Source organism: Streptomyces sp. NRRL WC-3618, assembly GCF_001280005.1.
Lineage (GTDB): Bacteria > Actinomycetota > Actinomycetes > Streptomycetales > Streptomycetaceae > Streptomyces.
Genome location: NZ_LGDW01000483.1, coordinates 22,352 through 34,237, shown reverse-complemented (window position 1 = coordinate 34,237; position 11,886 = coordinate 22,352). Strand labels below are relative to the sequence as shown.

Here is an 11,886-nt window from a genome sequence, read left to right as displayed (position 1 = left end):
GGGTGGGACGCGGATGTGGGCTGTGTTGCGTTGGCAGGGGGCTCGGGAGTTTGCGGGGGCGGGCGGGTGAGGAGAGGAGGTGAAGCGGAGGTGGTTACGGGCGCCGCTTTCCACCTCGCCCACCTCACCTTGCAGCACACAGACGGTGGCCGGCTGAGCGGGTGAGATGCCGGGGCGTCCGTCGCGCGGGGACTGACTTACGAGGGGTGGCGGGACGTGCGTCCCTGCCGCCCCTCGTAACGTCAGTCCCCCTGAAGGCCCTGGTCGACTGCACCCTCCGGGTAGCCAAGACGTTCGCCGAGTGCCACCAGCGCTGCCCGGGACGGGCCGTCCAACGGCAGCGCGTGACGTTTGACCGCGCGCAGGAAGAGCCGGAAACCGAGGTCGGCGCACGCCCCGGTGATCACCTGCTCCAGCGCCGGTACCAGGGGGGCGGGCAGCGGCAGTGGGTTGAACACCTCTCCTTCCTCATGCGCCCGCGTCAGCACGGCGGCCACCGGGGCCGTCGCCCTATGCACCGCCGCGCACAGCGACTCGTCTGTCACGGGGTCGGCCGGGGGCGGGGTGAAGCCGGGGTCACGGTGGGATTCCGCCGCGAGCCAGGCCAATTCGATCCGCTCCAGCCACTCCCGCCGTCCGACCTGCTGCTTGGCCGGGTCGAACGCGTAGTCGGTTGAGCCGACCCAGGCCGTGCGGATCGTGTCGTCCGCCAGGCCTGAGTCCAGTAGCCGCCGTACGTCACGGCCCAGCTGCAGGGACGCCGGGTGGCCGAGCTCCCGGACCGACCGTTCGGTGATCAGGAGCATGGCCGAGACCGGCCCCCGCTCGATGAGGCAGTCCATCTCCGCAGGAGGCAGGTCCGCCAGCTCATCGCACTGCTCGGAGAGCCAGGTGAGGCCGGTCTCGTATGTCATATTTACTCCGGGTAGGCGGTGTAGACGACCCAGGTCTTGGGCTTGCATGCCCCTTGGCGAATTTCAGCTGGATCACCACCGTGTTGCCGACGGCGTCGCCTGCTGCGGTGCCGCCCTTCGCCCACTTCGTACCGAGCGAGGCGCCGTGCCCGGTGACCTTCATGCGGATGGGCAGCAAGTCCTTTCTCGGGTCGAAGCCCTTGCCCTTGCCGACCCGCTGGGCCTGCTCGATACGCCAGGTCTCGAGCTTGGCCGCGTGGCCGGGCAGCTTGATCCAGTCTGCCAGGGCCTGGTTGACCGCCGCGATGGCGATGTCCTTGCTGGCCCACTGCGTCGCGACGCCGTCCTTGTCCAACTTGGCGGCAAGATCCTGGGGCTTGAGGTCCACGTGGTCCTTGAGGGTGTGCGCACCCTCAAGCCCCTCGTCGGCGAGAGGGAGCGGCGTCTTGTCGCGCAGCGCACTCCACTCGGCACGGGTGAGGTCGACGTAGGGAGTCGCCTCCGGCCGCTGCCGGTGGGCGCTCCGGGGCATCGAGGAGACCGGAGAGAGCACAGTCCCTTGTTAACGGAGTTGAACGGGCGGTGGGTGGGGTGCGTCACCTGGGCTGGCTGTCCGTTGTCGCCCACGAGGAACCGGCCTGGACAGGCGGGCGACGCCGAGTCGAACGGGGGCGCAGGTGGGGCACATAGTGCCCGCCCCGTCCGGTGGTCAGCTTTGCCGTACGAGCTGCTCCAGTTTCCCGGCGACGTGGTCCTGGCCGTAGCCGAACCGCCTGCCGAGCGCCTGGTAATGGCTGTATAGCTCCTGAGTGAGAGACGGGGACAGCACGTCGAGCAACCGCAGCAAGAGCCGGAAGCCGAGGTCGGCATCCACGTCGGTGACGACCTCCTCGACGGCGGCCAACGCGGTCGCGCCGGGGATCGGCTCCCAGTGCGGGCTGATGACGGCTTCCTTCAGGAGCGGTGCAGCCTCCCGGACCGCTCGTAGCACGGCGCTCCGGAGGTCGGTATGGAAGTCGCTCCGGTCAGGCGGTTCGGCATGGCGGTACTGGGGGGCGATCTCCCTCAGTCGCTCTTCGCACACGTCTTCGATCAGCCGGAGCCAGGCCTTCGCGTCGGTACCGAGGTGGTCGATGTTGTAGCCCCGGCCCGTGGCGGACAGCCACAGCACCTTGATCGTCTCGGTGCGCAGAGAGGAGTCGAGCAGGCGGCCTGCGTCCGCGAGCAACAGTGCCGCCGCCGAGCCCGGGGTCTGCGCACTGTCATCGGCGGCCGCGGCCTGCCGGACACGTTCGCGTGCGGTGCTCTCCTGCCATCCCCCTTCGAACCACGACGTGAGCGCTGAAAGACCGAAGTCGCCCGAGGCGTCGCGGCGCGCCGTGTCGATGGGGGGCCACAGCACGTTCAGGCCGTCGTACACCAGCGGCCCGGGAAGGCCGAGGGCGGTGTCCAAGGCCATGAGACGGTCGTACTGCTCCTTGTCGACCGGTACGTCGTACGCCTTCAACACGCGCAGGAAGAGCCGGAGTCCGAGGTCGCCATCACCCTGCCGGGCGACCGCCTCCAACGACCCGGCGACGGCGCCGGACGGCGGTGCGACGTGGTCGCTCTCGGCAACGCCTTGGTCGACCGGGCCCGCCGATACGCGGATCTCCGCGACGACGGCCGTGCGTAGTTCCTCTTCCTCTATGTCCGGCCGGGCATCCCACTGTCCGTGGGCTTGCCTGCGCTCGAGTTCCGGCCAACGCGCGGCGAGCCGGCGCAGCCAGCCTCGGACGCCCGACTCGCACGCCGCCGGATCGAAGCGCCCGCGCGCGGCAGCGAGCCACGCTGTGCGAATGATGTCGTCCGGCAACGGTGCGTCCAGGAGGCAGCGCACGTCGACGCCCAGCTCGACCGCGCCCTCGCCCTCGGCGGCAGCGGCGACTTCGGACGCGAGGCGCAGTGCCTGCGTCTCGTCGGGGTATCCGGTCGTCACGGACAGCTTTTCGGCGAGTGCGCTGAGGCCGAAGTCGCCCTCGTAGAGAATGCCGTACTGCTCACGCTGTCTCGCCATGGTGCATTGCCCTGCCTTCGAGAGACGTCGGCGGGTGGGTCCGTCCCGTTGCAGGGACGGACCCACCCGCGGTGGATGTCAACCGTTCACGCTGTGCGTCTTGCCGTCGCACTGGCTGTGCCCCGCCGGGACAAACGCCCGGCGAGGCACAGCCATCCGATCTCGGCGCTTCCTACGGAGCACTCAGCCCTGTCGGAGGGCGTCGACGGCAGCCTGCCTGATCTTCTTGGTCCGGCCCCTTTGAGAGACAACACGCAGGACGTTTTGGTCGACGGCCACGCGGACCGCTCTCAATTGAAGCCAGTCGGACCAGCTGTCGATGAGATCATCGACAGCTTCTACCGACACGGCACCCTGCTTGATCGATTCCAGGACCCCAAGTTCCCGCGCCCGGCGCGCAGAGAACTCACGCACGGTCGGCGGGAGGATCCGTACCCATCGCTCGCGCTCGTCCCCTGGAACGCGTTCCAGCACCTCACCGACGACTCCAGACGCCAGAGAGCCGTCCGTCTCCAGGGACACCGCCTCGAACAGCAGCGGCAGTGCGGCGGGGTAGTCCATCGCGACACGGTAGAGGGACCAGCGCTCGTGACCGTCCGCGAACGAGGCGTCGGCCTCGTACCGGCCGACAGCCTGGGCGAGCTGCCGCAGCACCTCAGCCAAGGCCGGGGAGGGATCAGCAGCCACGCGCCTTGTACCTTTCCATAGCGACTCGGACGTTCTCCCTGATCGTACGGATGTTCTCGGTGACCACGGCCTGTTGGCGCTTGGACAGTTCTGCTTGTCCGGCCAGTGGCTTGCTGGACCGATGCGGACTTCCTCGCCTTTGCCCTTCACGTGCGCGTGTGCCGGTGCGTGGTCGTTCGAGTAGATCTGGACCGTCACTCCATCCTGGTTCACGATCGTACCGACGCCCGGGTAGTCCGAACCCACCGCAGCCGCTACAGAGGCCAGCCCCGCGACCTGGCCCTTGACGGACCGTGCCGCCAGTGCCTTGGGCTTCACCGGGCAGGTCTTTATCCTCCCCTCACGGATGTCCTTGATGAGGGTGCGCATCTTTTCGAGCGCCCGCTTGGCCGTCACCGACTTCTCCAGGAAGCCAGTGACCCCCGTGGCGACGCGTATAAGCGCCTTTGCCACCTTGGGGAACTTCAGGACGGGAATCGCCACACCCACAGCGTCCACCAAGGCCCACAGACAGCTTTCGACATCGCCCTCGGTGAAGCACCGCTTGATGTCGTTCACGCCGATGTACTCAAGGAGGATCTCGGCGCCGTTGGCCTTGAGCCACTCCACGACGCCCTGCCCGGTGAGCGCCCTGGCCTCCCGGAACTCCTCGACACATTCCGGTCCGCAGCCGTCCAGGAGCAGCGACTCGTCATCGGCCGTAAGGTCGGCGCCGGCACCGGAGCCGTTTTCCTCCAGCAATGCCTGGGCTGCTTTCCGTTCCCGCTCGCGCTCTTCCTCCTCGGCGCGGGTGGCGGCGGCGTCCGCCTCCTTAGCAGAGTTCTCCGCGTTGGACGCCGCCTCCTCAGCCTTGACCGCGTCGGACTCGGCGTATGTGGCGACCTGATCCGCGACATTGGCGTCAGACTCGGCCCCGGAAGCCGCAGAGCGGGCGCTCGACGCGCTCTTCTCCGCCTCCGAAACATCGCGGTCGGCCTGGGCAGCCGCCGACTCGGCGTCGTTCGCGGCGAAGTTGGCGTAAAGGGCGTCCGTGCCCGCCTGCGCGTCGTACTTCTGGGCGTTCGCGTCAGCCTTCTTCACGGCTGCCGCGTCGGTCGCCGCCGCAGCCGCGGAAGCGTCGGCCGCCGCAGCGGAGTTGACCGCCTGCACGGCGTAGTTCGCGGCGTCGGCCGCCGCCTGGAGGGCGATCTTCGCATCGCCGGCGGCCTTGTCGGCGAGCGCCTTGGCCGTGGCTGCCGCCTTCTTCGCCTCGTCAGACTTGGCCTTGGCCGCGGAGGCCTGCTGCTGGGCGAGGGTCTTGGAGGTCTGCCCGATCAGCACCGCGTACGCCGCCGAGGCGTCGCTCTCGCGGTACGGGGAGCCGACGGTGATCGCCTCGTCGGCCGCCTTGGTCGTCGCCGTCGCGGCATCCCGGGCGCCCTGCGCGTACTGGGCCGTCGCGAGGGCGTACCCGGCGGTCTTCGCCGCCCAGGCGGCCGTTTTGGTGGCCTCGGCCACCACCGCCGTAGCCTCCTTGCGAGCGGTGATCGCCGCGGTCTGGGCCTTCTTCGCCTCGGCGTCCGCCCGGCGGACCGTGAGCTTCTCTCGCCGGGGACGGTGTCGTAGATGAGGTGGGAGTAGACGGGGGCGGTGGCCTCGTCCTTGCCCGCCTTGATGTCGGCGACGAAGCGGGTCAGGGCCCGGCGGTCGTACGACTCGGGGAAACCCTTACGGGACATCAGGCCGCAGGCTGTCAGTTCCTCGTGGGGAGCAGGAAGCCGCTGGTGGTCACCAGTCCGACGCGCGGGCGTTCGGGCCGGGAGAGCAGTGCCTGGAGCAGACGGGCGACGGTCGACTTGCCCACCGCCACCGAGCCCGCGACCCCTATGCCGCACGGTGTGCCGGTCTGGGCGCCCTGTTCGTCGAGAAAGGTGTTCAGGACTCCCCTGAGTCCGTCCGTGGCGCCGATGTAGAGGTTGAGGAGGCGGGAGAGCGGGAGGTAGATGTCCCGCACCTCGTCGAGGTCGATGACATCGCCCAGACCGCGCAGCTTCTCGACCTCCTCGGCGGCGAGGGGCAGCGGCGTCTTGTCGCGCAGCGCACTCCACTTGCCACGGGTGAGGTCGACATAGGGAGTCGCCTCCGGCCGCTGCCGGTGGGCGCTCCGGGGGCATCGAGGAGACCGGAGAGATCACAGTCCGTTGTTAACGGAGTTTGAACGGGTGGCAGGGTGGGGTGCGTCACGTGGGGCCGGGTGCGGACATGCCACAGGGGCGGGCGGATCGGTTCTCCGCCCGCCCCTGTGCCTCAGCGTCAGTCGGTCCGGTCGTTCAGTCCTTCACGTACCACCCCATACGGGTAGCCGAACCGCTCACCGAGGGCGACGAGGCTCGGCTTGTCGGCCGGTACGTGGTACGCCTTCATGGCGCGCAGGAACAGCCGGTAGCCGAGATCCGCGCACGACTCGGTGACCACTCGCTCCAGTGCGGGGACGAGGCCGGTCACCGGAGTTCCGAACGGAGGGTTCTCCGCGGCGTGACCGAGGTGCTCCGCGGCCGAGTGGATCACCTGAAGGACGGCCCGCCTCAGTTCCTCGTCCAGCACCGGCTGTGGCGGCGGAGGGACGAACGCGTGATCGTCCCGGCGCACTCGGGCCAGCCATGCCTCTTCGGCGCGCTGCAGCCAGGCACGGGCGCTGATGCCGTACTCGGCAGGATCGAAGAGGCCGTGGGTCGCCCCGAGCCATGCCGTTCGAATCGTGTCCTCCGGGAGCGGCGACCACAGGAGCCGCTGGACGTCCTGGCCCAACTGCACGGCCCTGGACCGGTCGAACTCGTCGACGGCCAGTTCCGCGAAGCCGAGCCACTCCGCGAGGGGTCCGTCCTCGGGGCGGGAGTGGCGGTCCGGCTCCCGGTCGAACATGTCCACCAGGCTCCACCGCGAGGCGACCCAGGTCAGCCCGATGTCCGTCACGTAGACGTCCTCCAGGTATCCGTTCCCGGGATCCTTCTCCTCAGTCAAGATCACCCTTCCAGATAGGAGGTGTAAACGACCCACTTGCCGTGCGGGTGCTGTGCGTTCTTCTTGCCGATGTACTTCAGCTGCACGATGACCCAGTCGGTGTCGACAGCACTCTTCACCGCTTGGGTGCCGTTACGCACCCATTTATCGCCGAGTTTGACCGACATGTCCCGCACCTCCCATCGGATGGTCTTCAGGTCCGTCCGAGGGTCGAAGCGGCCGCCCTTCCCGAGCTTCTGGGCGATCTTGTTCTGCCAGGTGTTCAGCTCGGTCACATGGTCCGGGTGGTGTTCCAGCCACTGCGTGATGGCCTTGTCGACGGCTTCGGCGGCGACGTCCTCGCTGGCCCATCGGGTCGCGATGCCCCGCTTGTTGTTGGGGGCCAGCGCCTTCGCCGCCATGTCGGCGTCCAACTTGTTCACGTGATCGCCGAGGGTGTGAGCGCCTTCAATGCCCTCGTCGGCGATGATGTTCACACAGTTGTGGACGAGAACGCTCTGAGGGTGGGCACCTTCGGTGCTGACATAGAACGTGTGAATGCCGTCGACCGTCAGGTCGTAGACCTCGCGAGGTGTCAGACCGGCCCGGTCCTTCACGGCCGTGATGATGCGGAACGTACCGTCCGGCGTGCGCAGGCTGTCGCCCACGCGCAGAGCAGAGACCAGCGTCCAGCCGCGATCCTTGACGAAGAAGCGGTGGCCTGCCGTGCTGGAGAGCACACCGTCGGCCACGGTGATGTCCACCAGCCGCCGGGTGTCGTGCCGCATGGTGTCGGTCACGGGTCGCGCCGACGGCCGGCCGGTCTCCGGATCCGTGGCGCGGACCAGGTCCCCGACATGTATGTCGCGGATCGCCTTGTGGGATCCGTCTGCCATGAGGACCTGGGTGTCGCCCGGGAAACTATTCCGGGAGCACGCGGTCGCGATCTCCTCGTAGAGCTCGACCTCCCTCTCGATCGCGGCGATCGCCGCCCCGTCCACGCCTTCGAGCGACCTGAGTGCCTTGAACGCGTCCCGGATGCCGATGCCCGTGACGAACGCGGCGTCCACGGCGCGCACTGCTTCCGCGATGGGTCGGATGATCTTGCCGGCGAACAGGCTCGCGACGTCCAGGGACGCCCAGGCGCATCCGCCCCAGCTGCCGCCCTCGAAACCGGAGCTGAACTTCTGGGCGCACTTGATCCAGCTGCCGAAGAGGATGTCGATGGGATCGACGCCGTCCTGCCACTCGGCCATCGTGATGTTGTGCGTGACCTCCTGGGACAGTTCCTTGGTCCGGACCTCGCCGAGGTACTTCGTCGCGCTGGAGGGGCACATGAACTTCTGCGGGTCCAGATCCTGTGCGGTGCACAGGTAAAGGTCGAGGACGGCCTTGTACTTGATCTTCGTGGTGATCGTGCAGTTGCCCCGGTAGGCGAGGTGGTTCCACCAGTGGTCGCAGCCGTCGGTCTTCTTGATGACCTCCGGGGTGCCGACCTTCTCTATACGGTCGATGACGTGGAAGACGTTGCCGATCGAGTGGCCGTTCTCGTCGGGAACGGTTCCGTCGGTGATCTGCTTGCCCTTGGCGGCCTTCTCGGCCCTGTCGGCCGCCTCCTGTGCCTCCCGTGCGTACTTCAGCGCGTCCTTCGCCGCCTGTTCCGCCTCGGTCGCGGCTACGTCCGCCCGGTCGGCGGCGGCCCGCGCGTCCCTGGCGGACTGTTCCGCCGCTGCCGCGGCCTCACGGGCCGCTCCCGCGTCGAGGGCGGCTTGGTCAGCGGAATCGCGGGCGTCCTTGGCGTAGCCCTCTGCGTTGCCAGCTGCCTTGTCGGCGGCGGTCGCGTCGGCGGTGGCCTGGCGGTCGTACTCGATGCTGCGGGCCAGGGACGCCGATGCCCGGGAGGCCGCCTTGGCGGCTTCGGCCGCGTAGCCGAGGGCCTCCTTGGAGTAAGTGCGGGCGTCGGCGGCGTACTTGGCGGCGTTCGCCGCGTGCTGGTAGGCCGCTTTGGCGTCACCCTTGGCCTGGTCGGCGATGTTCTTCGCAGCGTCGGCCTCGGCGGCGGCGTTCTTGGCGTGCACGTCGGCGACCGCCTGCTGCTGCTCGGCGATCGTCTTCGATGCCTGCCCCGACAGCACGACGAAGCCTGCTGCCGAGTCCTTGCCGACGTACGGGGAGCCGAGCTGGATCGCGTCGTTGGCGGGGTCGGCCACCTGCCGGGCCGCCTCCCCCGCGTCCACGGCCGCCTGCGCGGTGATGTAGGCGTAGCCCGCGGCCTTCGCCACCGCCGCGACCGCGTTGCCAGCCTCCTTGTTGGCGCCATCGGCCTCGGTCCTGGCGTCCTTGGCATGCTGCTCGGCCTCGTCGGCGAGCTCGACCGCGGCCTTGGCCTCGACGGCGGCATCCTGGGACGCCTTGATGGCGTCCGCTGCGGCGCTGGTGGCGGTTTTCACCGCCGCGTCGGCCTTGAGCTTGTACGCCTGCGCGGCATCCGCGTCCGAACGGGCCCGCTTCGCCGCCGCCTCCGCGCGCGTCGCCGCCGCGTCCGCGTCGGCCGCGGCCTGCGTGGCGGCGTCCGCCTCCGAACGGGCGTTCCGTGCCGCCGCTTCGGCGTTGTCGGCCGCCGCGTCCGCGCTGTTCGCCGCGCTACGGGCCGCGTCGGCCGCGTCGCCTGCGTCGAGGGAATCGGCGTAGGCGCCCTTCGCGTCGGCCTTGGCGCGAGCGGCGTCGGCTTTCTGCTCGGCGTCCCAGGCGTCGTCCCGCTTGTCCTTGGCGTTGTCGCGTGCGGTGACCGCGTCATCGCGCCTGCTCTGCGCGGTCCTCTCGAAGGCTTCGGCCCTGTCCTTGGCAGCCTTCGCCTTCTCGGCCTCCGCCTGCGCGTTCTGCTTGTGCTGGTCGGCCTCCGCCTGCTTGGCAGCGGCGGTCTCCTTCTCGGCCTTCGCCGTCGCTTCCTCGGCCTCGGCCGCGAGGCGCTTGGCGTGCGCTCCGGCGGCGGCAACCTTGGCGTCGGCCTCGGCCTTCACGGCCACGGCGAGTTTGGCCTCCGCGGTCTCCTTGTCCTTCTTCGCGTTGTCGCGGTGGATCTTCGCAGCGTCGGCGGCGGCCTTGGCCTGCAACTCGGCCGTCTCCGCGGCCTTCTTACGGAACTCAGCCTTCGCCTGCGCGGCCTGCGCGAGCGCCCGCTGCGAGATGGTCTCGCTGTCGGCGACCGAGGCGCGGGTGGCGGCCTCTGCGGTCTCGCCGGCCTTCACCATCGCCGTCAGCGCTGCCACCGACGCCTTGGTGACCTGAGCCTTCTGCTGGCCGACCAGCAACCCACGGCCGCGGGGCGCACCGTTGGCGTCCGCGATCCTGTACGCGGCCTGCTCGGCGGCGTCCGAAGCGGTGGCCGCCTTCTGCGCGGCGGCAAGCTGCGTCTTGAGGGCGGTGACCTGGCTCTTCGCCGCGGTCTGGGTGGACGCGAGGCCCGCCTTGGCCTTGGTGAACTGGGCGGCGGGCGGGACCTCGCCGGTGTGGCCGGACGGCTTGATCATGAGCTTCTGCGGGGTGCCGCCGGAGCACGTCCACAGCCTGGAGTCCTGGCTGTTGTCGTACGTCTTCAGATCCAGGCACTTGCCGGTGCCCACGTTCTTCAGCGGCGTGGCGGCCCGAACGTTGTACTCCCAGGTCTGCGCCGGGGAGCTGTCGCACAAGGAGAGCTGGATCTTGGCGCCGTTCGCCGCGTTGTTCTTCGCGGCCTCGACACACTTGAAAGAGCTGACGTTGCGCAGGTGCAGGCCTGTGGAGTCGCCCTCGACCCGCCAATCCTGCGCGGCGGAGCCGTTGCAGGTGTAGATCTGAACCGGGGCGCCATTGGCAGTACCGCCGCCCGCGGCGTCAAGGCACATGCCCTTCTTGCCGACGACCTCGATGGTTGTCGAGGCGTCACCGATGTAGCCGACGCCGCCCGCCGACCAGAAGTCCTGCCAACGAGCCAGATGATCGGCGACCCAGGAGTGGCCGAGCAGATCGCCCAGACTCTTCGCGCCGGCCGCGAGGGCCTTGGTGGCGTCGTCGTTGGCCTTCAGAATCTGATCGCGCCGCATGGCCTGGGAGGCGATCTCCTGCTGCCACTCGGCCGCGGCAGTGGCCGTGACGTCGTCCAGGACGTTGTTCGGGTCCAGCGGGTCGCGCCAGGCACAGGCCGCGAAGCGGGACTTGATGTCCTCGACCGCGATGCGGTACTCGGGTCCGGCCGGCTGCGGAGCGGTACGGGGGAAGCCGCCGGAGGCCAGGAAGATCCGGGCGTCATCGGCACCGGCCGGGCCGATCGACGCCCCGTTCAGCCACCGGAACGCAGCTTGCTCAGCGAGGGCACGGTTCCATTCGTCCCACGGCGGGCCCGGCTCAGGGTCCTTGTCGTACAGGGGCATGCCGAGGTCGCTGACGGCCTTACGCGTGGCCGCGTCGGCGGCAGGGGTGGAGTCTTCGTAAAAGGTCTCCTCGTGCTGCCAGAAGCGGTCGGCGAACCATTTGGACAGACCGGTCTGATCGTAGAAGGTCGGCTTGCCGTCGAAGCCGTTGGGCGGCCACTCGAAGCTTGCATCAGTGAAGCCGGCGGGGATGTCCAGCCCTTGCACAGGCTTCTTCCAGCCGTCGTAGATCGCGTTGAGCGCCCTACTCTCCTTGAGGCCGGTGGCACGGTCGCTCTCGTACGCCGCAGCGAGCGGAGTGTCCTGCCAGCGCTTGCGATCGGCCAGGACGTGCAGCTTGTCGGCCGGCTGGTTGAGCGCGTTCTGCGCGGTGGCGGACATGGCGGGGCCGCCCAGACGCAGAACGTCCGCCATCAGGCACTGGTCCTGGCGGAGTTGTTCGGCGGCGGTTTCGTCCGACCAGGGACGACTGTCGCTCGCCGGGACGGCGTCCTGTCCTGCGTATCTGCCGATGAGGTCCGGACTGGTGGCGATGCCCGCGAGGAGCGCGGCGGAGAGGATGACGGGTATAGCGATCCGCGCCGACCGGCCGGATCTCTTCGACGGCGGTCCGAGCCTGAGGACCCACGGTGATCTGGAGCGCAATGGAGTACCTCTTCTGATCAGGGAGCCGACCGCAGGATGCGGCAGGGCCGGCGTGACTCAGCGGCCTCGCGCCCTGGAACCTGACGGTCACTCAAGTAATGGGCCGAACATTGAGCAAAAGCCTGAATCTGAGGGCCGGACGGCACCCAGAGAGTGGCAGGCGTCGATGGAGGATCAGCTTTGCCGGACAGAGGAG

At 69.0% G+C, this 11,886-nt stretch carries 6 protein-coding genes and 1 pseudogene; all 7 read right to left on the bottom strand.

What is annotated here, in order from left to right; all coding sequences use genetic code 11:
- Window positions 1–242 precede the first annotated feature (242 nt).
- The 7 genes and pseudogenes from ADL01_RS38190 to ADL01_RS38160 all read right to left on the bottom strand — a co-directional run bounded on the left by ADL01_RS38190 (window position 243) and on the right by ADL01_RS38160 (window position 11,459).
- Complete coding sequence (locus ADL01_RS38190; protein WP_053746672.1) at window positions 243–914, bottom strand: hypothetical protein; 672 nt, start codon at window positions 912–914, stop codon at window positions 243–245.
- Complete coding sequence (locus ADL01_RS45090) at window positions 868–1,446, bottom strand: RNase A-like domain-containing protein (protein WP_053746671.1); 579 nt, start codon at window positions 1,444–1,446, stop codon at window positions 868–870. The genes ADL01_RS38190 and ADL01_RS45090 overlap by 47 nt, the downstream gene beginning before the upstream one ends.
- A 177-nt stretch (window positions 1,447–1,623) precedes the next feature.
- Entirely contained in the window at window positions 1,624–2,970 is a 1,347-nt protein-coding gene (locus ADL01_RS38180) for a hypothetical protein (RefSeq protein WP_053746670.1), read from the bottom strand.
- Window positions 2,971–3,153: 183 nt separating this feature from the next.
- Window positions 3,154–5,154 (bottom strand): hypothetical protein, encoded by a 2,001-nt coding sequence (locus tag ADL01_RS47005; protein WP_234354949.1) that lies wholly within the window; start codon window positions 5,152–5,154, stop codon window positions 3,154–3,156.
- A 60-nt stretch (window positions 5,155–5,214) separates the two neighbouring features.
- Window positions 5,215–5,734: pseudogene (locus ADL01_RS38170) on the bottom strand (type I pantothenate kinase); the annotation flags it as partial.
- Between the two features lie 215 nt (window positions 5,735–5,949).
- The gene (locus tag ADL01_RS38165; RefSeq protein WP_159049744.1) at window positions 5,950–6,657 is read right to left on the bottom strand and encodes a hypothetical protein; all 708 of its coding nucleotides are present in this window, start codon (window positions 6,655–6,657) and stop codon (window positions 5,950–5,952) included.
- A 2-nt stretch (window positions 6,658–6,659) separates the two neighbouring features.
- A complete protein-coding gene (locus ADL01_RS38160) occupies window positions 6,660–11,459 on the bottom strand; it encodes a ricin-type beta-trefoil lectin domain protein (protein WP_234354947.1) in 4,800 nt (1,599 codons plus the stop codon).
- Between the last annotated feature and the right edge of the window lie 427 nt (window positions 11,460–11,886).

Coding starts and splice junctions, on each gene's coding strand:
- ADL01_RS38190 (WP_053746672.1), bottom strand. CDS start 914: ATGACATACGAGACCGGCCTCACCTGGCTCTCCGAGCAGTGCGATGAG.
- ADL01_RS45090 (WP_053746671.1), bottom strand. CDS start 1,446: ATGCCCCGGAGCGCCCACCGGCAGCGGCCGGAGGCGACTCCCTACGTC.
- ADL01_RS38180 (WP_053746670.1), bottom strand. CDS start 2,970: ATGGCGAGACAGCGTGAGCAGTACGGCATTCTCTACGAGGGCGACTTC.
- ADL01_RS38160 (WP_234354947.1), bottom strand. CDS start 11,459: ATGGCGGACGTTCTGCGTCTGGGCGGCCCCGCCATGTCCGCCACCGCG.